Source organism: Mangrovimonas sp. DI 80 (assembly GCF_001975575.1).
In the GTDB taxonomy this organism is placed as follows: domain Bacteria; phylum Bacteroidota; class Bacteroidia; order Flavobacteriales; family Flavobacteriaceae; genus Mangrovimonas_A; species Mangrovimonas_A xylaniphaga.
The window spans coordinates 489,350-515,597 of the sequence record NZ_MSDT01000002.1 but is presented as its reverse complement, the minus strand read 5'-3'; the positions used below and the strand labels follow the sequence as shown (position 1 = coordinate 515,597).

Genomic DNA, 26,248 nt, shown 5'->3' with positions numbered 1-26,248 from the left:
TTGTCTAAAATACAATTTTTTCAAAAAGTAAGTAATGCCTTTACTTTAAAAAGGCGCTTCGCAAATGATGGTCATGACCTCTTTGGAAACAGGGTGCGTAAACGTTAAGCGTTCGGCATGAAGGTGTAATCTATCGGTTTTGGTGCCGTACAAATCATCGCCTACGATTGGAACTTGCAGCCCTTTGCTGTGCGCTGCATGGACGCGTAGTTGGTGGGTGCGTCCCGTAATTGGATAGAAATGAATACGGGTTTTCCCGTTTTCTACAGACACTACTTCATACTGTGTTTTGGCAGGCTTTCCGTGGTCGTAGCAAACTAACTGTTGAGGTCTGTTGTCCAAATCAACGCGTAATGGTAAATCTATGGTGCCTTCGGTGGTTGCTAATTCGCCGTCCAAAAGGGCGACATAGCGTTTTTTTACGGTACGTTCTATAAACTGTCTTTGCAGTAATTTGTGGGTGCGCTCGTTTTTAGCTACCAATAACAGACCAGAAGTAGACATGTCCAAACGATGTACTAACAGCGGACCTTTTGCTTTTGGGAGGTATTGTTTCATTTTTGTCAATACCGATTCGTTTTGGGTCTTCCCTGGAACTGACAAAAATTCGTGTGGCTTGTTCACTAATAAAAGATGCTCGTCTTCGAATACAATGTCCAATTCCTTGTCATAGGTTATGGATTGTTCAATGGGATTGTCTTCCACGTTTAAGCCTTGCATCATATGGCCCAAAATGGGTTCGCACTTGCTGCGGCAAGAAGGATAGAACTGTTTGTGTTTGCGCACTTCAGATTTTGGCGAGGCACCCCACCAAAATTCTGCCATGGCAATAGGTTGCAATTGGTTTTCATAGGCGTATTGAAACAATTTAGGAGCGGCACATTCTCCCGATCCTGCAGGGGGAGCAGGGGAAGATGTGTCTTTGAAAATGTCCAATAAATCTTTTGAAAGACCTTCGGCATTTAAAAAGCGGTACTGTTCATGAAGTCGCTTTTGTAGATAAGCCGATTGTGATGCGCGCTGTTCTTTTAGCTCGATTATGGGCGCTGTGACTTTGGCTAAGTTCAACTCGGCATCTTTTATGGCGGTTTCGCAATGTTGTTTTAGTTGTTTTAGCTGGATTTGATACCCGATACTTTCTGTTTTCAACCTTTCAAAAAGGGCTTGAAATTCACTGTCGCTTAAAACTTCTTTGGCTTCATCTCGTTGTTTGTTGCGTTCTTTCTTTTTGGCCTTCATCATGGCCTTAAAGTCTGAAAGTCCTTTTTCTGCGTTTCTTTTACTATCAGCTAGCTGTTCTTTGGCCATTCGTAATTCGTCGGCGCTTTCAAGGGTTTCAATGGTTTTGTTGAGTTCATTAAGCTGAGCTTCTCCTTTTTTGTAAAAACCTTCTTTGTTTAAGGTGTCGTATACGGTTGGAACAAAGCCTTTAAGGTGATTACTTTCGGCCAATTTTCCAGAAAAGGCTGCTAGATAAGCCAATTCGTCCTGTTGGTTTTTAACGACCATCACTCCAAACATTTTTCCAATAACCAAGCCTTGCATTTCTGGAGCTAAACCAAAATTATGCTCAAAATCGGTTTGGTTTTCCAAATAGATTTGCAAATCCTGTGCTGCCTGAATGCATAATGGATGGGGTTGGTAGTAAAATGGAAATGTGAATTTTTCCGGTAAGTCTACTCCCGAATCCGCCTTTAAGGGATGTATCAATGTGTCGCCAAAATGTTGCATAGCTTCTGAAAAAGTGCCGCAAAGAAACGAAATAATAATGAATGTTAGCTTTGTCGTTAAGGGAGGCTAAGGCTTGCAAGTGTGATTTTTAGGGAGTCAAGTAGTTTCCGGAGTGGATCTGTTCTAGGTGCTCTGTGTCTAAATTGTAAATATACACCCAGGATAGCAGTGCGCTGCCATCTTTTAAATAAGTGTTAACTTTTATACGTTTGTAGAGATCCGGTTCTGTGGAACTGGGATCGATGCCTTCGTAACTATCCAAAACTTCAAAAACACAAATGGTATTGCTAAGCTGGTAAATGCTTCCGTAGACTTTATCTTTGGAATCGTCACTTAAAATAGCTCCTGGATAATTGTCTACCTTAAACAGTTTACCGTAAAAATAACCATCGCCTGTCAATTGCGCATGTTCCAGTAAAAAGCGGGACATCTCGTGTCCTGTATCTTTTAATAAAGTACCATAAACAAATAAATGATCTTTTTCTAAGGGAGTCATGCTTATAAGAATGTTGCCTTTTAGATTTTTAAAAATATAAAAAATTGGGTTTGACTTAGTGTAATTTTCTGTTCAAATACTGTAACCTAGGTCACGATAAAAAAGTTGGGTTTTCTTAACTTTGTATTTTAAATAACTGTAAATCAATCGATAAAAATATGAGTTACTATTTTTCAACAAACACAACAGGAACTTTTGATGAGACCATAGATAAAGTAACTGCTTTATTGAAACAAGAAGGTTTTGGTATACTCACTGAAATAGATATGAAGCAAACTTTGAAAAATAAGTTGGATGTGGATATCAAGAAATATAAAATTTTGGGCGCTTGTAATCCGCCATTTGCCTATAAGGCACTTCAGGCAGAGAATAAAATAGGAACCATGTTGCCCTGTAACTTTATTGTTCAGGAGCTTGGTCCTAACCAAATGGAAGTTTCTTGTATCAACCCAATGGTGTCTATGCAGGCCGTGGGTAACGACACCTTGAAGGATGTTGCCCAAGAAGTGAGTTCCAAATTAGAAAATGTGATTAAAAACCTTAACAATGAAGCGTAGTTTTAATGATATTGTCAATGCCGATACCCCTGTATTGGTAGATTTTTTTGCAGATTGGTGCGGGCCATGTAAAATGTTGGCGCCTATTTTGAAACAAGTCAAGGAAAGTCTAGGAGACTCCGTTAAGATTGTAAAAATAGATGTGGATAAGAATAATGCCTTGGCAGCCAAGTATCAGGTTAGGGGTGTGCCTACAATGTTGCTTTTTAAAAATGGGCAACAGGTTTGGCGACAATCTGGAGTGCTTCAGAAGGAAGATATTATTCAGGTGATCAAATCAAATTCTTAATAAAGTGAAATAAAAAAAGGCGTGGGAGCTGAAACCACGCCTTTCATCTCAAGTTCATCGATGTTTTAAGGAGCTATACAAAAGGCAGGCTCCATCGATAGTTATCCAGTTAAAGAGTCGCAAAGAAACTTATTCATGAGTGAAATGAAGGGTTTTTTGGGTTAAGGAATGCTTAACTTTAGTGGTGAAATGTTAACAGATGGTTTTATGGGGTTTGAAAATTTGCCTGTGGATAACTGTCGTATTTGCACTGTTAAAACGAGTATATTTTTTCGTAACTTTCTGATAATTAAATCATAGGGTCATGAAAATCAACAAGGAAAACATCCCCACTACCATGCAGTCTCCAGATGCGATTATGCGTGCTCAGGCCGATTTTGGAGCAATGACCGCTTGTTATAATGAGTTACCAGCCGGAACCGACTTTACACCGCTTTTAGATGGCTTGGACAACAACAGTTGCCATTGCCCACATTGGGGATACATTATTGAAGGGGCACTTTTGGTGCTTTATGACGATGGGAAAGAAGACTTGTTACAAGAAGGCGATGTATTTTATTTGCCTGCAGGTCACACGGCCATAGTTCAGGAAAATGTCAAGTTCATTGATTTTAGTCCTACTAAGGAATACAATGAGGTAATTACCCATGTTGGTAAGAAAATGGCAGAATTGGAAGGAGAGGCTTCCTGATTTCTTTGTGCGTTTGTTGCTTGTGTTTGGTCTTCGATTGATAAGTGTTTGCGATTTATTGTTTTAGGGTTGGTACTTTTTTCAGTATTATTAAATTCAATTATCTAAAATAAGGGAATTCATAAAAGCAATACTTTTTTGCAAATATTTAATGTTTAAAATTTGTTTGGGTTCTTCGCTTCTTTTAGTTTTGCCTCCCAAATGATTAGAACATTCCTCAAATATCTTTTATTTGTATGTGCGGTACTCGTGTTTGGGTACGGCCAAGCCTATGCCAATCTTACGGTGAATGGGCAAGGAGAAATTGTTGCTAATCAATCTCAAACTATCGAGCAACAACATCAGGAAGGAGCATTCGTTACCAAGGGATGGTCCAATTCCGAAAAGGAAACTCCACTATTGGAAGTTTCCATTGCGGAACCTGAAGAAGAAAGTGCTCACCTTTACGATTTTGATAAACTTCTAGAAAGCCAAGGCTACTACTTTGCGGCTATTTGTTTTGCCATAGCCACTGGCTTCATTCTTCTGGAAAAGAAGAAACACCTACCTTTTAGTAAGTGCCATGTGCATTTACCATCCCAAAAAATATCCGTCCTGTACCAAGTTTTCAGGATTTGATTTTTACGTATTAAGGCAATTTAGTATTGCCTAACTTCTGTAATGTGTCCTAAGGATCTAGACCTTTTAGCGGACATATTGCCTATTTCAATTCATACTTTTTTCAAACTATTCAAACATAAAGCCAAGGAGCTTTATACAAACAAAAATTATTATGAAGAGATTCCCAATTTACGTTGGTCTATTGGCCATGGTATGTAGTGTAGGTTGTAACTCGCACAAGGAAGAAAAGCACGAAGAACGGACCTTTCAGGTAACCAATCCTGTGTATAGGGACACTTCCATTACCAAGGAATATGTCTGTCAGGTGCATTCTATTCGAAATATCGAGATCAGAGCCATGGAAAAGGGCTACCTGCAAGACATCAGAGTAGATGAAGGTCAAAAGGTGAAAAAGGGACAAATGATGTTCCAGATCATGCCGAATATCTACCAAGCAGAGCTTCAAAAGGCAAAGGCCGAAAGTGAGGCTGCTTCTATTGAATACCAAAATACCAAATTGTTGGCAGACAATGATATCGTGTCTCCAAACGAATTGGCATTTGCAAAGGCCAATTACGAAAAGTCTAAGGCTGAAGTAGCTTTGGCAGAAACCCATTTGGGATTTACCAATATTAAAGCGCCCTTTGAAGGGATTATGGACCACCTTCATGTACGGGAAGGTAGTATGTTGGAAGAAGGCGAGTTGTTGACAACGCTTTCAGACAACAGTCAGATGTGGGTATATTTCAATGTGCCTGAAGCCGAGTATTTGGATTATGTCATGAGTCAAAACAAAGACGATAAAAAAGAGGTTCGTTTGTTAATGGCCAACAATAAAACATTCAACCAAAAAGGTGTTGTTGAAACCATTGAAGGAGAATTCAATAACGAAACAGGAAATATTGCCTTTAGGGCGACCTTTCAAAATCCTGATGGCATATTGCGTCATGGTGAAACAGGAACGGTCTTGATGACGACGCCTTTAAAACATGCCATGTTGATTCCGCAGAAGGCTACTTTTGAGGTGTTGGATAAACGTTACGTGTTTGTGGTAGATCGGGACCACATTGTTAGACAAAAGGAAATCAAGGTAGGTGCAGAGCTTTCGCATTTGTTTGTGGTTGAAGGTGGTCTTGATGAAAAGGATATCATTCTTTTGGAAGGCATCCGTTTGGTTAAGGACAGTCAGAAAATTACCTATGAGCTAGAGCAACCAGATGAGGTTTTGGCCCATTTGGATGTTTACGCTGAATAATAATCCCAAAAATTTTAGATCATGTTTAAAAAGTTTATTCATAGACCGGTATTGGCTATTGTCATTTCGGTAATGATAGTTTTTTTGGGGTTATTGGCCATAAAGCAGTTGCCTATTTCGCAATTTCCCCAAATTGCCCCAACCACCGTTAACATATTTATTGCCTATCCGGGGTCGAGTGCCGACGTTTTGGTAAAGTCAACCTTGATTCCTTTGGAAACCGCCATTAATGGAGTGCAAGGAATGCGATATATTGCTTCCGATGCCACCAGTGCGGGTGAAGGAACGGTAAGAATTGTTTTCGATCCAGGTACCGATCCCAACGATGCAGTCGTCCGGGTCAAGACCAGAGTGGACCAAGTAATGCCGCTTTTGCCAGAATTGGTGCAAAGGGAAGGGGTGATTATTACGCCGGTTCAGCCTAGTATGTTGATGTATGTAAACCTTTATAGCAAGAAGGACAATACAGATGAAAAGTTTCTTTACAATTATGCGTACACCCGCATAGTCCCGGAGATTCAAAGGATCAATGGGATTGCGAGTGCCCAAATTTTAGGGAGCCGTAAATTTGCCATGAGGGTTTGGTTGAAACCAGATCGTATGCGTGCCTATAATATTTCTGCGGAAGAAGTGCTTGAGGCTATGGAAGACCAAAGTATTTTGGCACGGCCTGGGCGTATTGGTAGAAGTTCGGGGAAAAAATCCCAATCCTTGGAGTATGTATTGACCTATCGTGACCGTTATAACGAGCCTGAAGAGTATAAGGAAATCATTGTTAGAGCCAATTCCGAAGGGGAAATGATTACCCTTGGTGACATTGCCGATGTAGAACTGGGGAGTGAGTTCTTCGATATCTATTCCAATCTCGATGGGGAGCCTTCTGCCTCCATAGTGTTGAAGCAGACCTTCGGAAGTAACGGAAGTGATGTTATCAAGGCCGTAAAGGAAAAATTAAAGGAACTTAAGGAAGATTTGCCTCCAGGGGTGTATTATAAAATCAGTTATGACGTTTCCAATTTCTTGGATGCTTCCATAGAACAGGTATTGCACACGCTTCGAGATGCTTTCATCTTGGTGGCTATTGTGGTGTTCATATTCTTGGGAGACTGGCGTTCTACCTTAATCCCTATTATTGCCGTTCCGGTATCCTTGGTGGGGGCCTTTTTTGTGATGCAAATATTCGGCTTGTCCATCAACTTGATTACTCTTTTCGCCTTGGTATTGGCCATTGGTATTGTGGTAGATGATGCCATTGTGGTTGTGGAGGCCGTCCATATAAAGATGGAAGAGGAACATCTCACACCTTATCAAGCGTCAAGTAAAGTATTGGGTGAAATTGGAGGGGCTATTATTGCGATTACCTTGGTAATGGTTTCGGTTTTCATCCCTATTTCATTTTTGACTGGGCCAGTAGGAGTCTTCTACAGACAGTTCTCCATTACCATGGCAGGTGCTATTGTAATTTCAGCTGTAGTGGCCTTGACATTAACGCCTGTATTATGTGCCATGATTTTAAAGAACAATCATGGGCAGCCTAGAAAGAAGTCTTTGATGAACCGTTTCATTGATAGTTTTAACCGTCTTTTTGAAAGGTTGACGGGACGCTATGTAGGATTCCTGAAGCTTATTGTTCATAGAAGGGTGATTACGTTTGGAGTGCTGATAGCTTTTTGTATCGGGACTGGATTGGTGAATAAAGTGGTGCCTTCTGGATTTATTCCTAGTGAAGACCAAGGGATGATTTATGCCATCATTCAAACGCCACCAGGAGCTACTTTGGAGCGTACTAATGATGTCGCTAGAAAACTTCAGGCGATGTGTGAAGAGATTGAAGGCGTGGAATCGGTTTCTTCTTTGGCAGGTTATGAAATTATGACCGAAGGTCGTGGTTCCAACGCAGGAACCTGTTTGATCAACCTTAAGCCCTGGTCGGATCGTAAGCATTCGGTACACGAGATCATGGAAGAACTGGAAGAGGAAAGCAAGGATCTTGGAGCGGTCATTGAATACTTCGAACCACCTGCGGTACCAGGATTCGGGTCCTCGGGAGGGTTTTCCTTAAGATTATTAGATAAAACCAACGGTACCGATTATCATGAATTTGAAAGAATCAACAACGAGTTTTTGGAAGCTTTGGGACAGCGTAAGGAGTTGAGCGGTTTGTTTACCTTCTTTGCGGCCAATTATCCACAATATGAGTTGAAGATCAATAATAAGGCGGCTATGCAAAAAGGGGTTTCCATTGGGAATGCCATGGAAAATCTCAATATTCTAATTGGTAGTACCTACGAGCAAGGGTTTATCAAGTTTGGGCGCTTTTTCAAAGTGTATACTCAAGCGGCTCCGGAGTACCGTAGCTTGCCAACCGATTTGGAAAAACTTTTTGTAAAAAACGAAGAAGGCGAAATGGTGCCCTATTCTTCTTTCATGACGTTGGAAAAGAAATTGGGACCTAACGAGATTACCCGATACAATTTGTACAATTCTGCAGCCATTCGAGGGTTGCCTTCAAAAGGCTATACTAGTGATGATGCCATTAAGGCCATTCAAGAAGTTGCGCAACAAACCTTGCCTCGTGGGTATGATATTGCTTGGGAAGGTCTTTCCTACGACGAAGCGCAACGCGGTAACGATGCTCTTTATGTTTTCATCGTGGTGTTGATCTTTGTGTACTTTGTATTGGCAGCTCAATATGAGAGTTTCCTATTGCCGTTGGCGGTGTTGTTGTCATTACCAATTGGAGTGTTTGGATCGTTTTTAATGTTGAAGGCCATGGGGCTTTCCAACGATGTATATGCTCAAATCGGGATGATCATGCTAGTTGGATTGCTAAGTAAAAACGCCGTGCTTATTGTGGAGTTTGCGGTGCAAAGGCACAGGCAGGGTGCTACCGTTTTGGAAGCGGCTATTGAAGGAGCCAAAATGAGGTTCCGACCTATTTTGATGACATCGTTTGCCTTTATAGCTGGATTGGTGCCCTTGGTAATTGCTACTGGTGCTGGGGCTATCGGAAATAGAACCATTGGAGGCTCTTCTTTGGGAGGTATGTTAATAGGAACTCTTTTTGGAGTAGTTGTCATTCCGGGGCTGTATTACATTTTTGGAAAAATGGCAGAAGGAAGAAGCTTGATCAAGGACGAGCACCAAGAGCCAATTTCTGAAGAGTTTGTAAGACGTGGTGAAGAAGAAAGTGCTTTAAGGCAGCGTCTGAAAGAGATGAACAAACAAATCAAAAAACTAATGAAAGGAAACAATGAGAAATAAATCAGTTTTTAAAACCATCAATTTCAAAATTGGAGCACTTGTGGGATTTGTGCTGTTCGCTTTTAGCAGTTGTGTGCCCACCAAGGAAGTTAGGGATGAGAACACAGCATTGCCAGAAACTTTCTTAGAGCAGGTTGTGGTAGATACGAGCAATTCTGCCAAGATCAATTGGAAGGAATTCTTCAAAGACGACTATTTAACGGCTTTGATCGATACGGCTTTGGTGAATAATCAAGAGCTTAATATCATGTTGATGAAAGTGGATATGGCTAAGAATGAAATTCGTGCTCGAAAAGGAGAGTATTTACCTTATGTCGATATTCAAGCCGCTGGTGAAGTAGAAAAAGTGGGACGTTATACCAGTCAAGGTGCCAACGATGCCAATACGGATATCAGGCCTGGCGAAGAGTTTCCAGAGCCGTTGCCTAACTTTCAAGTAGCAGCTGTTGCTTCTTGGGAAGTGGATGTGTGGAAAAAGTTACGCAATTCCAAAAAAGCAGCAGTCATGGAGTACTTGTCTTCGGTGGAAGGGAAGAACTTTATGGTGACCAATCTTATTTCTGAAGTGGCGGAATCCTATTATGAGCTTCAGGCTTTAGATAATAAATTGGCCATTATCACTCAAAACTTACAACTGCAGCAAGATGCTTTAAAGACCATTCGTCTTCAAAAGCAAGCAGCCAAGGCCACCGAATTGGGGGTTCAGCGTTTGGAAGCTGAGGTTTTCAAGAACAAGAGTGAACTGTATTCAGTAAAACAGGAAGTGGTAGAGACCGAAAATCGAATCAATTTCTTGATAGGAAGATCGCCTCAACACGTCAATCGCGAATCTGAAGGGTTTATCGATACAGAAATGGACACGATTTTTGTGGGAGTCCCATCGCAATTGTTAGCCAATAGACCCGATATCCGTCAAGCGGAATACGAATTGGCAGCGGCCAAATTGGATGTCAAAGTGGCCAAGGCTAATTTTTACCCTTCCTTTACTATTAGGGCTGGTGTTGGCTTGGAGGCTTTCAGTTTAAAATATCTATTCAATACCCCAACCTCATTGCTGTATACTTTGGCAGGGGATATGGTGGCTCCGCTTATCAATAGAAATGCTATTAAAGCGGAATATTTTAATGCCAATGACAGGCAGGTGCAGGCCATTTTTGAATACGAGAAGTCTATTTTGGGCGCCTACATTGAAGTGGTCAATGGTGTTTCCAAGATTGATAATCTAAGAGAAAGTTACCACTTGAAAGAGCAACAGGTTGAAGCTTTAACAAAGTCTATCGATATTACTAATAAACTCTTTAGGTCGGCGAGAGCAGACTATATGGAAGTGTTGTTGACCCAAAGGGATGCGTTGGAGTCGAAGATGGAATTGGTAGAAACCAAAAAAGAGCAAATGACTGCTTTTGTAACAATGTATAAAGCCCTCGGGGGCGGATGGAATTGATTCCTTGGTATAGGGATTATGGTTGGTTGATGAGAACCCCCATGTGTACTGAAAAGTACAATGGGGGTTTGTTTTTGTTATTTCTTGTCTAATGTGAAGGTTATATCTTTTGGAAAGTCAACGTATCGGTGCCTCCATTGCCTCCACTAACATCGATAAGTTTAATTGTTGTACTGCTATAGGTGTCTATATCCCAATCGTCATTTAGGTCTTCAAAATCATTAGTGTCTGGTACATTAAAAAAGATATTGAAATCAAGATCGTCATCACTGTTATTGTCATCGTCTGTACTATTGCTACTATCGGTAATAGTCCAGATACCTGTATGGGTAGTTGTGCCGTTGGTTGCGGTTAGGGTGCCATTGCTTCCAAAAGTGAAGTTGTACCCTGTGAAATGGCTGGTTTCATCTTCATTAGAATCTATGAATGAAGTTATAATCCAATCCCCAGATTCAGCAATATTTTCAACCTCTTCAATAATTGCATCGTTATTTGAATTATTGTTGTCATCATCAGAGGAGCAACTTGTAAGTACCCAAGAAAACCCTAGTGTAAGAAGCGCCACAAGAAGTGATTTTTTCATAACAATTGAATTAAGGTTAAAGTTTAATCTAATTAGATTAAAGTGTTAAAATATCAATATTTTATGAGAAAGTTAAGAAAATAGTTGTGTTCTGTAAAATAAAATTGAAAAAATGCTATTCAGTCAGAGGTTGACAGGTTAAGGAATCCATGGTTTGGCGGGGCTAACTTTAAGGAAAAAGCCTTAAAAGTTGGTTGGGGGTATAATATGTGAAAATGTTAAAGATTACATTTTTTTGATCACATGGGTTACAATACCCCATATTTGGAAGTTACTTTCGCTAGAAACTTTTATAGGGTCATAGGCGGGGTTTTCGGGCATTAAAAAGATGCCCTCCGAAGTGACGTTAAGGCGCTTTACGGTAAATTCTCCATCAATAAAACACACAGCTATTTTATTGTGCTTCGGGTTTATTCCTCTATCAACCACCAATAGATCGCCGTCGTCCAATCCAGCGCCTATCATGGATTGACCGCTAACTTTTGCATAAAAAGTCGTTTCCTTGTTGCGAACCAAGGTTTTGTCCAGGCTTATTTTAGAGTCGTTGTAGTCCTCTGCTGGAGAAGGATAGCCTGCCGAAATTCCAGTTTGTGCTAGTGTAATTTCAAGAGAATTTTCAGTGTCTGGCGTAAAAAACTCTAGGCTGTTTTTAGGGGTTAAAAACTTTAAGGGCATTTGGCTTAGTTTTGGCTGTTAGCGTTTTGTTGAGTGAACAGAATCACGTTACAAAAGATTTTAAAATTACATTAAAAAGTATAAATATCTAGAAATTTTAAAGAGCTTCTTATGTTAAAATTTGTTTTGCCAGTTCCCCATTAATCGTAACTTTGACTTATCCCAAATTGTAATTAATTATGCTAGCCGATTTTTTGACTCACCTGCAGCAAGGCATGTACCACGTACTGAATATTAAAGCCTACGATCACATTTTGTTTTTAATTGTTTTAATGGTGCCATATGCGTTTAAAGATTGGAAACGTATCCTGCTTCTCATTACGGTATTTACATTAGGACATTCCTTGTCTTTAGCCTTGGCTTCCTATAATGTGGTTAGGGTGAATGCTTCACTCGTGGAATTTTTAATTCCCATTACCATCTTAATTGTTGCATTGTACAATGTGTTTACCTCTGGTAAAAAGGCTCCGAATGAAAAAATAGGGATTTTGTTTTTTGCAACCTTGTTTTTAGGATTGGTCCATGGAATGGGCTATGTTGGGACTTTTGGTAAATTTGTACATGCCTCGGATATGAAGCTGGTGACGCTTTTGGAAATTTCCTTGGGCTTGGAAATAGGTCAGCTCATCATTGCCTTTATTGTATTGTTTTTAGGATTTCTGTGCGAGACTATTTTTAGGTTCTCTAAACGTGATTGGGTCATGGTCATTTCGGCTATGGTTTTGGGAGCCATGCTTCCTATGCTCATGCGTAGCGGTTACCTTTCCTAAATAATGCATGAAATTTAGGGTTTTGATAAAACTTTAACTCTAAACGCATTGCAATTAAAATATGAACCCGTTATCTTCGTTATACCGTTTGCAGTCATGTAGGCGATATCCCTTTTTACCCCTTAAAGATTAATGGGGAAAACCATAATAGAATAAAATTTGTGCAAATATCCTGTACTTTTTTAGATAGGTACGGGAGCAGGCACACCCTGATATTGAAACTAAACTAAATGCCGAAAAAGAAACAGTTACGCTATGACAAGGCGTATTTAAGAATTGCTAAGGAATGGGGGAAATTATCACATTGTAAACGCAAACAAGTTGGAGCCCTAATAGTAAAAGATAGAATGATCATTTCCGATGGGTACAATGGAACTCCCACCGGTTTTGAAAATTATTGCGAAGATGACGAAGGATATACGAAATGGTATGTGCTGCATGCCGAAGCCAATGCTATTTTAAAAGTGGCCTCTTCCACGCAGTCCTGTAAAGGGGCAACATTATATATTACTTTGTCACCGTGTAAAGAATGTAGTAAACTGATCCATCAAGCAGGAATTGTTAGGGTGGTTTACCAACAGCCTTATAAAGATGATTCTGGAATTAAATTTTTGGAAAAGGCAGGGATTGAATTGGAGCTGATAGAAGCTTTGGAAGATTCATAAATTGTTGAGCTAAAAATGAATTGAAACCTCGAGAAGGGATTTGAGTTTTAAGAAAAAGTACATACCGCTTCTTATGGGAATAGCCGTGGCTATTGGCGTATTAATTGGAGGGAAACTGAATTTTGCAGATACCTCCGATAGGCTTTTTACGTCCAATAGCAAAAAGGACAAGCTCAACCGTTTGATAGATTATATTGAATACGAATATGTAGATGACGTTAATACAGACAGCATTGTAGACGTTACCGTGAATGGTATTTTGGATAATCTAGATCCGCATTCCACCTATATTCCCCAAGGGGAAATGGAACGTGTTACGGAGAATATGAAGGGGGATTTTGTAGGGATTGGCGTGAGCTTCTATACTTATAAGGATACGGTAACGGTCATCAGACCTGTGGAAGGCGGTCCTAGTGAAAAGGCGGGTATCAAGGGAGGTGATCGTATTATTGTGGCCGATGGGGATTCTATTTTCGGAAGGCAATGGTCTAACGATGATATCATTCAAAAGCTGAAAGGGGAGAAGAATACCAAAGTGCATCTAACGGTTTATAGAAAAGGGGAGGACGAGCTGCTTGACTTTGATGTGAAGCGTACTGTAATTCCTATCAAAAGTGTGGATGCCGCGTATATGCTTACCTACAAATTGGGCTATATCAAAATCAACCGATTTGCAGAATCTACTTATCGCGAGTTTAAAGTGGCCTTGGATAGACTCCAGGATCAAGGAGCTACTCAATTGGTTTTGGATCTTCGAGACAATCCAGGGGGATTTTTAGGAATTGCAGAGCAGATTGTAGATGAATTTTTGGAAGATGACAAGCTCATTCTGTTTACCAAAAACAAAGCGGGTAAAATTGAACGAAGCTATGCTACGCGCAATGGCGATTTTGAGGAAGGTGAAATCTATATTCTTATTAATGAAAACTCGGCTTCTGCGAGCGAAATAGTGGCGGGAGCTCTTCAGGATAATGATAAGGGGATTATTGTGGGAAGGCGTTCTTATGGTAAAGGTTTGGTGCAACGTGAAATGGCTTTGGGTGATGGTAGTGCCGTTCGCTTGACGGTCTCCAGATACTATACGCCTACTGGGCGCTCTATACAGAGGCCGTACCATAATGGTGGTAATGATGAGTATTACAACGATTACTACAAGCGTTTGCGTAATGGAGAGCTTAATGAAGAACAGAATATTGAAGTGGCCGATTCGTTGAGGTTTGTGACTCCTAAAGGGAAAATTGTGTATGGAGGTGGAGGCATCATTCCAGATATTTTTGTGCCATTGGATACTAGTTTTCAAAATGAAACTTTAAGTTATATCAAACGCAGAGGTTACATCAGTAATTTTGTATTTGAAGAATTGGATCGAGATAGAAGTGTTTATGGAGATGTAGACAAAGAGGATTTTATCAAAAACTTTGAGGTGAGTGACGATATCGTAGTCAAATTTCAGAATTACTTAAATCTCAAGGAAAGTACCAAAATGACCTTTGTGGCTTATCATGATGCCATTAAAAGAATGATCAAAGCAGATTTAGCAGACCAACTATATGGCGGCAATACTTACGAACGTATCATAAATGCCGCCGATGAAATGATCTTGGAAGTCGTTGAATTAAGCGAAGGTCAATAGCTTCTTATAGTTTATCGTGTACGTGGCTATCTTGGCCGTTGTTCCAAAGTGTTAAAATATCTGTAGCTACTTGTGCGCCACTTCCTGCGGCAATATTGAATTGACTTCTCCAACCTGCTAAAGTTCCAGCAGCATAAAGTCCTTTTGTGATAAGGTGGTCTTCATTTTTTAGCCAAATGCGCTCTTTTTCAGCGGCGGCACGAGGATGAGGGCCTACAAATGATTCAAGGCCTTTTATGTTCAAAAGATTGGTGTAGCCAACCGCGATTACGACTAGTTTGGAGGTGTAGCTGAGTTTGTTGGTAATAACCTCAAATCCTTCAGGAAGAGGCTTTATTTCCAAAACTTTTTCACTTTCAATTTGCGCTACATGTGGATATTGCGTGGCGAGTTGTTCCTTTCCTAATTCTAAAACAGATTGCCCAGTAGTTCCTGCTGGGAGCCCCAAAGCATTATTGAATAAAGCGGTTTGCAGATGGGAAGCCTTTTGGTGCATTATGATACCAATATGTTTGTCTTTGGCGTACTCTTTAGTAACCGCGGAACCCAAAACCAAGCCGCAGGACATTCCTGCAGCGCCTCCTCCAATAATCAGGGCGTCAAACATTACTTTTTGTTTTTTAATTGTTTCTCAATGCGCTTGGAAATGCGCAAAATTTGTAGCAAAACTATTCCGCAAAGGGCGGCTAGAATGGTAATCAAAGCAATGATACTTTGTCCTTGAAATGGTGCGCTAAAATCAATTTGGGTAATGTTGAATATGATAAGTGCCGCGGCAATGACTGTAAAAATGATGGTAAATAGTTTCATGATATAAGTGTTTAAGCGAGTTCAAAAAGGGCTTTAATGTTATGGGCAAATAGTTTTACGGCTATGGCCAGCAAAATCACACCAAATATTTTTCTAATAACTGCAATACCGTTTTGGCCAATCATTCGTTCAATCCTTGAAGAGGTCTTTAGTACAATAAAAATCAATAAAACATTCAGTATTACGGCTATGATAATATTCTCGATACGGTATTCTGCTCTTAGGGATAAAAGTGTTGTTAAACTTCCGGGGCCGGCAATCAATGGAAATGCTAAAGGGAATACACTCGCGTTCATGGCATTGCTTTCTTCCTCTTTGTAAAGGGTAATTCCTAAAATCATTTCCAAAGCAATAAAGAATAGTACAAAGGCTCCTGCTACGGCAAAGGAGTTCACTCCAATACCAATAATGGACAAAATGCTTTTTCCTAAAAACAGGAACAGAATCATGATAATTCCAGCGATGATTGAGGCTTTTTCGCTTTGGATGTGGCCTGCTTTTTTTCGAAGGTCTATGATGATTGGAATGCTGCCAATAATGTCTATTACGGCAAACAATACCATAAAGGTGGTGATGATTTCTTTTATGTTGAATTGTATCATGTTATGATGGAAATTTTTGGCAAATTTCGGCATTTACAAATTAATGGGCTTTATAAAGGCTATAAAATTTAATTGCTTTTAAAGGGGTTACTTTTGACGGATTATTGGCTTATCTTTGCGGCATGTTTCAGTTAGGAAAAACCATAGTTTCGGAGGAAATCATAGAGAATGATTTTGTGTGCAATCTTTCTGCCTGTAAAGGGGCTTGTTGTATTGATGGCGATGCGGGAGCGCCTTTAGATGAAGAGGAAGCTGCGATTTTGAAGGAGATTTATCCAAAAGTTAAACCTTATTTGCGTAAAGAAGGTATTGCGGCTATAGAGGCGCAGGGTACTTATATTACCACGGAAGATGACGAATTGGAAACCCCTTTAATAGATGGTGCTGATTGTGCCTACGTTATTTTTGATAAAAAAGGAACGGCCCTTTGTGCTATTGAGGAAGCCTATAATCAAGGAGATATTTCTTGGAAAAAACCGGTGTCCTGTCATTTGTATCCAGTAAGGGTGCAGGATTATAGTGAGTTTTCGGCTGTAAATTACCACAGGTGGCATATATGTGATGATGCCTGTAGTTTGGGAAAGGAACTTCAGGTGCCTGTCTACAAATTTGTGAAGCAGGCGCTTATCCGTAAGTTCGGTGAAGATTGGTACGCTGAATTGGAAAAAGTTGCCGAAAAACTTCAGAAATCTAAATAGTTAGGCGGTTCTAAGTACATTGGATCGTGTTGGGATATGTATGATGACCTTGGTGCCTGTTGGCTTATGGTTGGTGTCGTACAAATCTTCAACTTCAATTTTGTACGGACTTGTATAGGTTTTGTAAAAATTGGATAATCTTGCCTTCGTTAAGGCAATCCCAACCGACTTTCTTTTCAGCAGTTTGTTCTTGTTGATTTTTTCAGATTCTATTCTTCCAATACCGTTGTCTTTGATAGAAATGGTTACGTAGTCATCTGTGGTTTTTGAGGCGTGCAGTACAATTTTCTTGTCTTCTTTTTTGGAGGAAAGCCCATGCCAAAGCGCATTTTCCAAAAAGGGTTGTAAAATCAAAGAAGGAAGCTTTACGTTAGCAGTGTTGATGTTGTCGTCAATTTTAACCTTAAAATCTATTTCATTTGAAAACCGGATATTCTCTATGTTCATATAGAGTTTCATGGTGTCCAATTCGTCTTCCAAAGAGATTTCTTTCTCGGTGGAAGCAATCAAGATCTTTCTGATGAGTTTGGAAAATTTGTTGAGGTAATACACTGCATTTTCCTTTTCATTATTGATAATGTATAGCTTGATGGAGTTTAAGGAGTTGAAAATGAAGTGCGGGTTCATCTGACTTCTAAGCATATCTTGCTCCAAGGTAAGAATCTGTTTTTCCTGTTTTAACTGGCGGTGTCTGTTTACGGTAATAATTCCCCCCGCAATAAGAATTAAGGCAATAAGTGAGTACCAAAATATTTTTTGGTTGCGCAGTAATTTAGATTTTACTAGTTCGTTTTCACTGGCAAGTACTCGTATTTGATTGTTTTTGATTTCACTTTCGTATTGTATAATGATGTCGTTTACATATTGTAGGTTACGTTCGTTTAATATGGTTTCTTCCTCAGCAATGTAGTCTTTATACTTTTCTAAGGCGGCTTTGTAGTTTCCTAGTTTTTGGTAGAGTTCTGAAAGGTGTTTGTTGGCCTCCACTTTGGATCCTTTCAAACCGTATTTTGTGCCAATATCGAGGGCGGTTTTTAAGTTGTTTTCGGCTTCATTATGAAGTCCCAATTCGTTTTGGGCCCAACCTAAGTTGATATAAGAGGACGCAATGTAAAGTTGGTCACCTTCCATAAGGGCCATTTTCAAAGCGTCTTCTATGATTTCTTTTGCTTCTTGGGGTTTTCCTTGTTTAATGTAAATCTGGGCGATGCTATTGTTGCAGATGACACGGCCAATGTCTGAATTAATTTGATTATTGTATTCCAGTGAGGTTTTATAGTCAATCAGAGCCTCGTCCAAAAGGCCTTTGGCTTCGTTGGCATAGCCTATGTTTTGGTAATTGATGGCTAGACCTAAAATATTATCCTGTTCCTTTTCTATGACCAAGGATTTGGTGAACTGTTTAAGGGCCATGTCATATTGGTTCAGGGCTAGGTAAATGTTTCCCATACTATTTTGGGAAACTGCAATACTGTGTTTTAATTCAGTTGTAAGTGGTTGTTGCGAATTGGCTAGATCTAAAGCTTTTTTGTGGTAGTCTAGGGCTGGTTTTACCAAGTCCATCCTTCTGTAAACCACTCCCAGCATGTTAAGACATATTACCTGTAACTCGATATTGTTAGCCGATTCCGATAGTTCGTAGGCTTTCTTGTGGTTTTCAATGGCTATTTCGTAATGAGAGATGTTTCGGTATATAACACCCAAAGAGTTATAGGCGTAACATTCGGCTTCCAAATAATTGGAGGCTTCAGCCATGGTGGCCAAAGTTTTCATTTTAATGCTGTCTCTTCTGAAACTTTTAAAGGCCTCATTAATCTCCTCATAATTCTTTGGAGTTGTTTTCATGAGAGCTGTTGCTGTATCGTAAAAGTCTCCCGAGGACTGGGAATAGGTTTTTATACTAGCAAGCATTAGCAGTCCAAAAAGTACTAAAGTACAGTTTTTAGACAGCAAGAGGGTTCTTGAAAATCCAGAAGAAAATGAAATTGACATTTTAAAATTTCTCTAAAAAATTTGATTTACGTTGCCTTGCTACAGGAATTTTATGGTTGGATTGCATGACAACATATCCATCGTTTTTGATGTATTCCTTAATTCGGTTGAGGTTGATGATAAAAGAGTTATGGATTCTGAAAAAATACTGTTTTGGTAGAATACTGTTCACCTCTTTCAGTTTTTTGGTGATAACGGTTTTCTGTCCGTCGGCCATAACGATGGTACTGTAATTTCCATCAGATTCAATGAAAAGGATATCATCTACAGGGACGAACATGAGTTTTCCATCGGTATTGATGGTGATTTTTTTCTGGTCGAATTTGGTATGAAAATTTATCAATACTTCTTCAATCTTGGAAGAATTGAGTAATCTGTAGTTGAATTTTTTAATGCGTTTGATGGTGTCCTCAAGATCGTCTGAATCTATTGGTTTCAGCAAGTAATCTATGGCCTCATGTTTTAGGGCCTTTATAGCATATTCGTTATAAGCTGTGGTAATTACAATGGCAAAATCCTTGTTTGGAAGTTTGTCCAAAAACTGAAACCCGTCCATTGTAGGCATCTGTATGTCTAAAAACAAACAGTCTGGTGGATTGGTCTCAAGATAGTCTAGGGCGGCCTCCGGAGAGGTGAATGTGTTGACGATTTCTATATCATCGCTAAAGTTTGTCAGTTCCCAGGACAAACTTTGTATGGCTTTTGGTTCATCGTCAACTATAACGGCTTTTATCATAGCTTCAAATATAGTAATATTCTAGTATAGAAGTACATGCTGTTAATAATTTGAAATTAGTTAAAATAAATTGTGAAGAATAGTGTGGATTTTACACTATTTTGTCTAATTTAAAGAGTGTTCCAATTATACAGTTTTTTTAACCAACTATACAAGTAGGGTAATTTAGTTGAATTGAATTAAAGATATTTGAAGTGTTAAAGGGATAAATTTTTTGTAAAGTAAAAGTGATTTTTGTGATTCACTTTTTTGATTATACGCTATTAATCAATTGAAGCCAGAGCAATCTAGTTTCGTCATCACAAAATTTAAGGTAACTATTTCTTTAAAGTATAGTTTTAGTTAGTTTAGTTAATTATTGGGGAAAAGAGAGCTGGTCAGGCTCTCTTTTTATTTGTGCCAATGGTAGATTGGTTTCTTCTCTTTTTATTGACCAAAATTTAATGTTTTGTTGTTGTCAATTGTTTGTGAAATTTGTAAATAATTGGATGGTTGTAAATTATGTAAAGTCTTGCTGTATAAGGGTTTGGTGTTTGTTTTTTGTAAACTTTTGAGTTTTAGGTGATTTCGAACTTGTTAAAAACTTGTTGACAATGTTCATAAAATTAGCTTTCTTTTTCAGCTTCAATTTTGAATATTTGTTAAACCCAAATCAACAAAAATGTTCATTTAAATCATCAAAAAACCAAAACACTAATGTCTCAAACTACTGAACCAATTTTACAAGAAAACAAAGATCGATTCGTAATTTTTCCAATTCAACACCACGATATTTGGGAGTGGTATAAAAAATCTGAAGCCAGTTTCTGGACGGCCGAAGAAATAGATTTGCATCAAGATCTTACAGATTGGCAAAGTAAATTGAATGACGACGAGCGTTACTTCATAAAGCACATCTTGGCATTTTTTGCGGCCAGTGATGGGATTGTGAATGAAAATCTTGCCGAAAACTTCGTTAACGAAGTGCAATACAGCGAAGCCAAATTCTTTTATGGGTTTCAAATCATGATGGAAAACATCCATAGTGAAACCTATTCGTTGTTGATTGATACTTATGTAAAAGACGAAAAGGAAAAGAGCATGCTCTTTAATGCTATTGAAACGTTTCCTGCGATTAAGAAAAAGGCCGAGTGGGCTTTGAAATGGATAGAATCGCCAAGTTTTGCGGAGCGATTGATCGCCTTCGCAGCTGTGGAAGGGATATTCTTTTCTGGAGCCTTCTGTTCCATTTTTTGGCTTAAAAAGCGAGGTTTGATGCCAGGGTTAACTTTCTCAAATGAGCTAATTTCAAGAGATGAAGGTGTACACTGTGACTTTGCGGTTCACCTGCACAATCATCACCTTGTCAATAAAGTGCCAAAGGCACGTATCACCGAAATTTTGGTGGATGCCCTTGATATTGAAAGAGAATTTATCACAGAGTCACTTCCTGTTAGTTTAATCGGGATGAATTCTAAATTGATGACACAATACTTGGAGTTTGTTACAGACCGTTTGTTGAGTGAATTGGGTTGTGAAAAAGTCTATAATACTGCCAATCCTTTTGATTTTATGGATATGATTTCCCTACAGGGGAAAACCAATTTCTTTGAAAAGCGTGTGTCAGAATACCAAAAGGCAGGTGTGCTTAACAAAGAGGAGGAAGAAGATAAATTCAAATTTGACGCTGATTTTTAATATTTGGTGGTTTCTCAAATCTAAAAGAATAACCCTGTTTTAAGGGAATCAAAACTTATTATAAAAAATTAAGCTCTGCAGTTTTTAAGGTGTATTTTCTTGAAAATTCAGGGCCTATCTTACCGAATTTTGAAAGCTTCAGGGTTCGGGCTAACTAATTAACCCATTTTCTGAAGTGATTCAGAAAGCTAAAAACTTGAAAAACATATGTATGTAGTAAAAAGAGATGGCCGAAAGGAACCGGTGATGTTCGACAAAATCACCGCCAGAGTTAGAAAACTGTGCTACGGATTGAACGAATTGGTAGATCCGGTAAAAGTCGCAATGCGCGTAATTGAAGGGTTGTATGATGGGGTTACTACCAGTGAGTTGGATAATTTGGCGGCCGAGATTGCTGCAACCTTGACGACTGCCCACCCTGATTACGCTCGATTGGCGGCAAGAATTTCGGTATCGAATTTACATAAAAATACAAAGAAGACCTTCAGTGAAGTCATGCAAGACCTTTATACCTATGTCAATCCTCGTACTGGAAAAAAGGCGCCTTTGCTTTCAGAGGAAGTGTATAATGTTGTTATGGAAAACCGTGACATTTTGGATTCCACAATCATTTACAATCGCGATTTTGGTTATGATTATTTTGGGTTCAAAACTTTGGAACGTTCTTATTTATTAAAACTCAATGGTAATATTGCTGAACGTCCACAGCACATGTTGATGAGGGTAGCGGTGGGCATCCATCTTAATGATATGGATGCAGTTGTTGAGACCTATGAGTTGATGTCTAAAAAATACTTTACACACGCTACACCTACACTTTTTAATTCTGGGACACCCAAACCACAGATGTCTTCTTGTTTCCTATTGACCATGAAGGAGGATAGTATTGATGGAATTTATGATACGTTGAAACAAACAGCGAAAATTTCACAATCTGCGGGTGGTATTGGATTGGCAATTCATAATGTAAGAGCTACGGGAAGTTATATTTCGGGAACCAATGGCACTTCCAATGGTATTGTGCCTATGCTGCGCGTGTTCAATGATACAGCGCGTTATGTCGATCAAGGAGGAGGGAAGCGCAAAGGTAGTTTTGCTATTTATATCGAAACATGGCATGCCGATATTTTTGATTTCCTTGATTTGAAGAAGAATCACGGAAAGGAGGAAATGCGTGCGCGTGATCTATTCTACGCCATGTGGATTTCCGATTTATTTATGAAACGTGTGCAAGAGGATGGTCAATGGACTTTAATGTGTCCTAATGAATGTCCTGGATTGGATGAAACGCACAGTGAAGCTTTTGAAGAATTGTACTTGAAATATGAGGCTGAAGGAAGAGGACGTAAAACCATTAAGGCTCGTGAATTGTGGGAGAAAATCTTGGAATCCCAAATTGAAACAGGTACGCCTTATATGTTGTATAAGGATGCGGCCAATCGTAAATCCAATCAGCAAAATTTAGGAACTATCCGTTCGTCAAATTTATGTACTGAGATTTTGGAATATACTGCGCCAGATGAAGTGGCTGTGTGTAATTTGGCATCCATTGCCTTGCCGATGTTTATCAAAAATGGAGAGTTCGATCATAAGGAACTGTTTAAAATTACCAAGCGTGTTACCAAAAATCTTAACAGGGTTATCGATAGAAATTATTACCCGGTTATAGAAGCTCAGAACTCCAATTTTAGACATCGTCCAGTTGGTCTGGGAGTTCAAGGTTTGGCAGATACGTTCATTAAATTACGTATGCCGTTTACAAGCGATGAAGCTAAAAAACTGAATCAGGAAATCTTTGAAACTCTTTATTTTGCTGCTATTACCGCTAGTATGGAAGAGGCTATTGCGGATGGTCCTTACCAAAGTTATGAGGGGTCACCTATTAGTAAAGGGGAATTCCAGCATAACCTTTGGGGTATCGATGATGAGGAGTTAAGTGGTCGATGGGACTGGGCGAAACTTAGAAATGACGTGGTGAAACACGGGGTTCGCAATTCGTTGTTGGTAGCGCCAATGCCTACGGCCTCAACCTCCCAAATTTTGGGGAACAATGAGTGTTTTGAGCCTTATACCTCTAATATCTACACCAGAAGAGTGTTATCTGGTGAATTTATTGTTGTGAACAAACATTTGTTGGAAGACTTGGTAGATCTAGGGTTGTGGAATGAAACCTTGAAGCAGGAAATTATGAGAGCGAATGGCTCTATTCAGGATATTGATGGTATTCCAGAGGATATTAAAGAATTGTACAAAACGGTTTGGGAATTGAGTATGAAGGATATCATCGACATGGCGCGTCATCGTGGTTATTTCATCGATCAATCCCAATCATTGAATCTTTTTATGGAGGGAGCCACTATGGCTAAATTGACCTCTATGCACTTTTACGCATGGAAAAGCGGACTTAAGACCGGTATGTACTACTTGCGTACCAAAAGTGCCGTAGATGCCATTAAATTCACCTTAGATAATAGTAAAAAGAAGGAAGAAATTGTTGCTCCTAAAATAGAAACGGAAACCTTGATAGTAGAGCAACAGCAAGAACAAGCTGCTAAAACAGCAGCTAAATTTGTAAAGGAAACTACGGAAGTTGAAGTGGAGCCAATGAGTCCTGAGGAAATGAAAGCCTTGATTGAGGCTGCCAAAGCAAACGAAGGAGATGATTGCCTTATGTGCGGATCTTAATAGTGTGTGTTTTATTGTTAAACAAAAAAAGCCATCTCATTGAGATGGCTTTTTTGATTTGGAGTGTATAATTTATTCTTCTTCGTTTCCAGCAAATAGTTTTCCTAAGGTTGCTGGTTTCACAGAACTGTCATGGGCATTGTGATACTCTTCCAATAAGTTCATAGTGGCATTAAGAAGGTCTTTTGTTTCCAATAGCATACTGAAATAAAGCGTCGTGTTTTTCGGGCTTGATTCTTCAGTTCTAGTGCGTTCTACTTGTTTTTGGATTTTATCCGTTACCAAAGACACAATCTCTTCTTTTCTGTTCAAGATTTTTCCAATTTCAGCAAATGAATGGGATTCAAAAGCATTCTTGGTATTCTTGAAGAAACGCTCAAAACGCTCATCAACTTCCTTCAGCTCCTTAATCTGGCTGAATTTCAATTTCTTGTGATTATTGTTGATGTGCTTATGACTCGCTTTCGAGATATAATCCAAAGACTGGGTCATATCTTGAAGGTAGCCTAAAATATTGATGTAAAAATTACTTGCGCTAACACTGGATTCGTCCAAGTTTTTGATGAAATAGAAGATGTTGTCACGTAATTCATCAATTTCTTCAGATAATTTTACTACCTGCTTTCTGTTCTTTTTAAGCATTGCCAAATCTTGTCTTGCTAAACCGTTGATAGCGTTGGTGTAGATTCTGTTACCTCTCTCTACAACATTAGCAATATTGTTGGCGCTCTCATGGATAACGCCTTGTACAGAACTGCTTTCTGCTTTTAACAGACGGTCTTCAGCTTTAAGTTCTTTGGATTTTTTGTTATGTTTTAGGTAGTTGCGTACCAAGATGATAGTAGCTAATAACAACAATACAGGTACCATTACCTTTACATTCCAGTTTAGGAAGTAGGCAATAACTGCAGCCGATACAAAGGCGATAAGAGCTGTAAAGAACCATCCTCCAATAACATTCAATACTCCTGCTACACGATATACGGCACTTTCTGCTCCCCAAGCTTTATCGGCCAAGGATGTACCCATGGCAACCATAAAGGTTACATAGGTAGTGGAAAGCGGTAATTTCATGGATGTCGCAATAGAGATCAATACAGCGGCAACCATTAAGTTCACGGCAGCTCTTACCAAGTCGAATGCAGGCAATTCGTAGGTTTTGTCCTTTTTAAGGGTAATTACTGGTTTTTCAAATTGCTTGTCAATTTTCTCTTGCCATGATTTCGGTAATATGTAAGAGGAAACTTGAGATGCTACGATAGTAGTTCTAACAAAGATTCTGGATAAGAAATTAGGTTGGAAACGCTCTTTGGTGGCTTCTTGACTTGAAAGGTCCAAAGATGTTTTTACAACGTCTTTAGCTTTGCTAGAGAACCAAAGTGTTACTACCATTACTAAACCTGCGATTACTAATAGGAATGTTGGAGTTGGTACTTTGGAAGCTAAGCTGGCCATTGCAAAGGCATCTGGTGCTGCTCCTGAAGCCGTCCAAGCTTGGAATGACTGCCATCCTGCAATTGGTACACCAATAAAGTTTACCAAATCGTTTCCTGCAAAAGCTAAGGCTAGAGCAAAAGTTCCTACTAGGATTACTAATTTATAGATGTTGGTTTTAGCAAATTTGATCAAAGCTAAAGAGAATAGAGACCAAAATACCAAGCTGATTGCTACAATAAGTAATACTTGGTGCTCTAAAAAGTGGCTAATGGTTTCGCCTCCTAAAACGTCAAAACTTTCTTTGGCATAGTTGGTACCTTTGATACCCTTCATGAAGATGAAATAAGTAATGGCTGTTAGGGCAAATCCTCCGAACAATCCACCTACCCAGGATGCTTTCTTTTCAAAATCGTAAGACAATAAAAGTCTAGAAACCCATTGTACCAAAGCTCCAATAGAGAAAGCTACGACTACCGAGAGCAGAATACCAAATATAATTTCGGTTGCCTTGGAAGTGTTGATGTAGTTAACAACATCTGTAAAGGTCCCGCCATCGTTGGCAATTTTAATCAGTGCCATGGCAACAGAAGCTCCAAGTAATTCAAATACAATGGAAACCGTGGTTGATGTTGGCATCCCGACCGAATTGAAAAAGTCCAGAAGCAGGATGTCCGTTATCATAACGGCCATGAAAATGATCATGATTTCATTGAACATGAACTCTCCAGGGTTGAAAATTCCCTTTCTGGCAACTTCCATCATACCACTGGAAAATATGGCCCCAACGGCTACCCCAAGACTGGCAACAATCATGATGGTTTTAAAGGAGAACGCCTTGGACCCAATGGCTGAGTTTAAAAAGTTTACTGCGTCGTTACTTACCCCAACAATCAAATCGGCTATGGCCAATACGCCTAGGGCAATTATCATTAATAAATAAATGTTATCCATAATTTAA

General features: G+C 39.3%; 23 protein-coding genes. 13 read left to right on the top strand and 10 right to left on the bottom strand.

All coding sequences use genetic code 11. The features are described from left to right. Positions 1-45 precede the first annotated feature (45 nt). Positions 46-1,731 (bottom strand): RluA family pseudouridine synthase, encoded by a 1,686-nt coding sequence (locus BKM32_RS02865; protein WP_076662460.1) that lies wholly within the window; start codon positions 1,729-1,731, stop codon positions 46-48. Positions 1,732-1,819: 88 nt separating this feature from the next. Continuing rightward, positions 1,820-2,227 (bottom strand): gamma-glutamylcyclotransferase, encoded by a 408-nt coding sequence (locus BKM32_RS02860; protein ID WP_076662459.1) that lies wholly within the window; start codon positions 2,225-2,227, stop codon positions 1,820-1,822. Positions 2,228-2,385: 158 nt separating this feature from the next. Here BKM32_RS02860 and BKM32_RS02855 point away from each other — a divergent pair, with 158 nt between their 5' ends. The 7 genes from BKM32_RS02855 to BKM32_RS02825 all read left to right on the top strand — a co-directional run bounded on the left by BKM32_RS02855 (position 2,386) and on the right by BKM32_RS02825 (position 10,327). Further along, the gene (locus BKM32_RS02855; RefSeq protein WP_076662458.1) at positions 2,386-2,784 is read left to right on the top strand and encodes a DUF302 domain-containing protein; all 399 of its coding nucleotides are present in this window, start codon (positions 2,386-2,388) and stop codon (positions 2,782-2,784) included. Then, on the top strand, positions 2,774-3,073 hold the full coding sequence (trxA, locus tag BKM32_RS02850) for a thioredoxin (protein ID WP_076662457.1): 300 nt from the start codon (positions 2,774-2,776) through the stop codon (positions 3,071-3,073). Before BKM32_RS02855 ends, trxA begins: the two co-directional genes overlap by 11 nt. 304 nt (positions 3,074-3,377) lie before the next feature. Continuing rightward, positions 3,378-3,764 carry a hypothetical protein gene (locus BKM32_RS02845; RefSeq protein WP_053976302.1) on the top strand — a complete coding sequence of 129 codons (387 nt, stop codon included), beginning with the start codon at positions 3,378-3,380 and terminating at the stop codon, positions 3,762-3,764. A 201-nt stretch (positions 3,765-3,965) separates the two neighbouring features. Continuing rightward, positions 3,966-4,382 (top strand): hypothetical protein, encoded by a 417-nt coding sequence (locus BKM32_RS02840; protein WP_076662456.1) that lies wholly within the window; start codon positions 3,966-3,968, stop codon positions 4,380-4,382. Between the two features lie 154 nt (positions 4,383-4,536). Continuing rightward, positions 4,537-5,619 (top strand): efflux RND transporter periplasmic adaptor subunit, encoded by a 1,083-nt coding sequence (locus BKM32_RS02835; RefSeq protein WP_076662455.1) that lies wholly within the window; start codon positions 4,537-4,539, stop codon positions 5,617-5,619. Between the two features lie 21 nt (positions 5,620-5,640). Further along, entirely contained in the window at positions 5,641-8,883 is a 3,243-nt protein-coding gene (locus BKM32_RS02830; protein WP_076662454.1) for an efflux RND transporter permease subunit, read from the top strand. After that, complete coding sequence (locus BKM32_RS02825) at positions 8,873-10,327, top strand: TolC family protein (RefSeq protein ID WP_076662453.1); 1,455 nt, start codon at positions 8,873-8,875, stop codon at positions 10,325-10,327. Before BKM32_RS02830 ends, BKM32_RS02825 begins: the two co-directional genes overlap by 11 nt. Positions 10,328-10,427: 100 nt before the next feature. On the opposite strand, the gene BKM32_RS02820 is transcribed toward BKM32_RS02825, so the two are convergent. Together BKM32_RS02820 and BKM32_RS02815 are read right to left on the bottom strand one after the other, a co-directional pair. Then, on the bottom strand, positions 10,428-10,910 hold the full coding sequence (locus tag BKM32_RS02820) for a hypothetical protein (RefSeq protein ID WP_076662452.1): 483 nt from the start codon (positions 10,908-10,910) through the stop codon (positions 10,428-10,430). A 225-nt stretch (positions 10,911-11,135) separates the two neighbouring features. After that, positions 11,136-11,585, bottom strand: a complete 450-nt coding sequence (locus tag BKM32_RS02815; protein WP_076662451.1) for a LexA family transcriptional regulator — start codon at positions 11,583-11,585, stop codon at positions 11,136-11,138. Positions 11,586-11,764: 179 nt separating this feature from the next. On the opposite strand from BKM32_RS02815, the gene BKM32_RS02810 reads away from it, so the two are divergent. From BKM32_RS02810 to BKM32_RS02800, 3 genes are all read left to right on the top strand, one after another. Beyond that, positions 11,765-12,355 carry a HupE/UreJ family protein gene (locus BKM32_RS02810; RefSeq protein WP_053976291.1) on the top strand — a complete coding sequence of 197 codons (591 nt, stop codon included), beginning with the start codon at positions 11,765-11,767 and terminating at the stop codon, positions 12,353-12,355. A gap of 230 nt (positions 12,356-12,585) precedes the next feature. Next, entirely contained in the window at positions 12,586-13,020 is a 435-nt protein-coding gene (locus BKM32_RS02805; protein ID WP_076662450.1) for a dCMP deaminase family protein, read from the top strand. A 40-nt stretch (positions 13,021-13,060) separates the two neighbouring features. Continuing rightward, on the top strand, positions 13,061-14,653 hold the full coding sequence (locus tag BKM32_RS02800) for a S41 family peptidase (protein WP_123812050.1): 1,593 nt from the start codon (positions 13,061-13,063) through the stop codon (positions 14,651-14,653). 4 nt (positions 14,654-14,657) lie between these two features. On the opposite strand, the gene BKM32_RS02795 is transcribed toward BKM32_RS02800, so the two are convergent. Genes BKM32_RS02795 through BKM32_RS02785 form a run of 3 tightly spaced genes read right to left on the bottom strand, consistent with a single transcriptional unit; the run spans position 14,658 to position 16,062 of the window. Further along, positions 14,658-15,260 (bottom strand): NAD(P)-binding domain-containing protein, encoded by a 603-nt coding sequence (locus tag BKM32_RS02795; protein ID WP_076662448.1) that lies wholly within the window; start codon positions 15,258-15,260, stop codon positions 14,658-14,660. Continuing rightward, on the bottom strand, positions 15,260-15,463 hold the full coding sequence (locus tag BKM32_RS02790) for a hypothetical protein (RefSeq protein ID WP_053976287.1): 204 nt from the start codon (positions 15,461-15,463) through the stop codon (positions 15,260-15,262). The genes BKM32_RS02795 and BKM32_RS02790 overlap by 1 nt, the downstream gene beginning before the upstream one ends. A gap of 11 nt (positions 15,464-15,474) precedes the next feature. Next, a complete protein-coding gene (locus tag BKM32_RS02785) occupies positions 15,475-16,062 on the bottom strand; it encodes a MarC family protein (RefSeq protein ID WP_076663031.1) in 588 nt (195 codons plus the stop codon). Positions 16,063-16,187: 125 nt separating this feature from the next. Here BKM32_RS02785 and BKM32_RS02780 point away from each other — a divergent pair, with 125 nt between their 5' ends. After that, positions 16,188-16,763: a DUF3109 family protein gene (locus BKM32_RS02780; protein ID WP_053976286.1), complete on the top strand. Its 576-nt coding sequence runs from the start codon at positions 16,188-16,190 to the stop codon at positions 16,761-16,763. Here BKM32_RS02780 and BKM32_RS02775 read toward each other — a convergent pair whose 3' ends face one another. Then, positions 16,764-18,755 carry a tetratricopeptide repeat protein gene (locus BKM32_RS02775; RefSeq protein WP_083702074.1) on the bottom strand — a complete coding sequence of 664 codons (1,992 nt, stop codon included), beginning with the start codon at positions 18,753-18,755 and terminating at the stop codon, positions 16,764-16,766. 1 nt (position 18,756) lies between these two features. Beyond that, positions 18,757-19,491: a LytTR family DNA-binding domain-containing protein gene (locus tag BKM32_RS02770; protein WP_053976284.1), complete on the bottom strand. Its 735-nt coding sequence runs from the start codon at positions 19,489-19,491 to the stop codon at positions 18,757-18,759. Between the two features lie 696 nt (positions 19,492-20,187). On the opposite strand from BKM32_RS02770, the gene BKM32_RS02765 reads away from it, so the two are divergent. Both BKM32_RS02765 and BKM32_RS02760 read left to right on the top strand, forming a co-directional pair. Beyond that, positions 20,188-21,168 (top strand): ribonucleotide-diphosphate reductase subunit beta, encoded by a 981-nt coding sequence (locus BKM32_RS02765; protein ID WP_053976283.1) that lies wholly within the window; start codon positions 20,188-20,190, stop codon positions 21,166-21,168. Positions 21,169-21,375: 207 nt separating this feature from the next. Beyond that, complete coding sequence (locus tag BKM32_RS02760; protein WP_076662446.1) at positions 21,376-23,853, top strand: ribonucleoside-diphosphate reductase subunit alpha; 2,478 nt, start codon at positions 21,376-21,378, stop codon at positions 23,851-23,853. A gap of 72 nt (positions 23,854-23,925) precedes the next feature. Here the strand turns inward: BKM32_RS02760 and BKM32_RS02755 are convergent, their stop codons facing one another. Beyond that, entirely contained in the window at positions 23,926-26,241 is a 2,316-nt protein-coding gene (locus BKM32_RS02755) for an inorganic phosphate transporter (protein WP_076662445.1), read from the bottom strand. Positions 26,242-26,248 lie beyond the last annotated feature (7 nt).

Coding starts and splice junctions, on each gene's coding strand:
- BKM32_RS02865 (WP_076662460.1), bottom strand. CDS start 1,731: ATGCAACATTTTGGCGACACATTGATACATCCCTTAAAGGCGGATTCG.
- BKM32_RS02860 (WP_076662459.1), bottom strand. CDS start 2,227: ATGACTCCCTTAGAAAAAGATCATTTATTTGTTTATGGTACTTTATTA.
- BKM32_RS02855 (WP_076662458.1), top strand. CDS start 2,386: ATGAGTTACTATTTTTCAACAAACACAACAGGAACTTTTGATGAGACC.
- trxA (WP_076662457.1), top strand. CDS start 2,774: ATGAAGCGTAGTTTTAATGATATTGTCAATGCCGATACCCCTGTATTG.
- BKM32_RS02845 (WP_053976302.1), top strand. CDS start 3,378: ATGAAAATCAACAAGGAAAACATCCCCACTACCATGCAGTCTCCAGAT.
- BKM32_RS02840 (WP_076662456.1), top strand. CDS start 3,966: ATGATTAGAACATTCCTCAAATATCTTTTATTTGTATGTGCGGTACTC.
- BKM32_RS02835 (WP_076662455.1), top strand. CDS start 4,537: ATGAAGAGATTCCCAATTTACGTTGGTCTATTGGCCATGGTATGTAGT.
- BKM32_RS02830 (WP_076662454.1), top strand. CDS start 5,641: ATGTTTAAAAAGTTTATTCATAGACCGGTATTGGCTATTGTCATTTCG.
- BKM32_RS02825 (WP_076662453.1), top strand. CDS start 8,873: ATGAGAAATAAATCAGTTTTTAAAACCATCAATTTCAAAATTGGAGCA.
- BKM32_RS02820 (WP_076662452.1), bottom strand. CDS start 10,910: ATGAAAAAATCACTTCTTGTGGCGCTTCTTACACTAGGGTTTTCTTGG.
- BKM32_RS02815 (WP_076662451.1), bottom strand. CDS start 11,585: ATGCCCTTAAAGTTTTTAACCCCTAAAAACAGCCTAGAGTTTTTTACG.
- BKM32_RS02810 (WP_053976291.1), top strand. CDS start 11,765: ATGCTAGCCGATTTTTTGACTCACCTGCAGCAAGGCATGTACCACGTA.
- BKM32_RS02805 (WP_076662450.1), top strand. CDS start 12,586: ATGCCGAAAAAGAAACAGTTACGCTATGACAAGGCGTATTTAAGAATT.
- BKM32_RS02795 (WP_076662448.1), bottom strand. CDS start 15,260: ATGTTTGACGCCCTGATTATTGGAGGAGGCGCTGCAGGAATGTCCTGC.
- BKM32_RS02790 (WP_053976287.1), bottom strand. CDS start 15,463: ATGAAACTATTTACCATCATTTTTACAGTCATTGCCGCGGCACTTATC.
- BKM32_RS02780 (WP_053976286.1), top strand. CDS start 16,188: ATGTTTCAGTTAGGAAAAACCATAGTTTCGGAGGAAATCATAGAGAAT.
- BKM32_RS02775 (WP_083702074.1), bottom strand. CDS start 18,755: ATGTCAATTTCATTTTCTTCTGGATTTTCAAGAACCCTCTTGCTGTCT.
- BKM32_RS02770 (WP_053976284.1), bottom strand. CDS start 19,491: ATGATAAAAGCCGTTATAGTTGACGATGAACCAAAAGCCATACAAAGT.
- BKM32_RS02765 (WP_053976283.1), top strand. CDS start 20,188: ATGTCTCAAACTACTGAACCAATTTTACAAGAAAACAAAGATCGATTC.
- BKM32_RS02760 (WP_076662446.1), top strand. CDS start 21,376: ATGTATGTAGTAAAAAGAGATGGCCGAAAGGAACCGGTGATGTTCGAC.
- BKM32_RS02755 (WP_076662445.1), bottom strand. CDS start 26,241: ATGGATAACATTTATTTATTAATGATAATTGCCCTAGGCGTATTGGCC.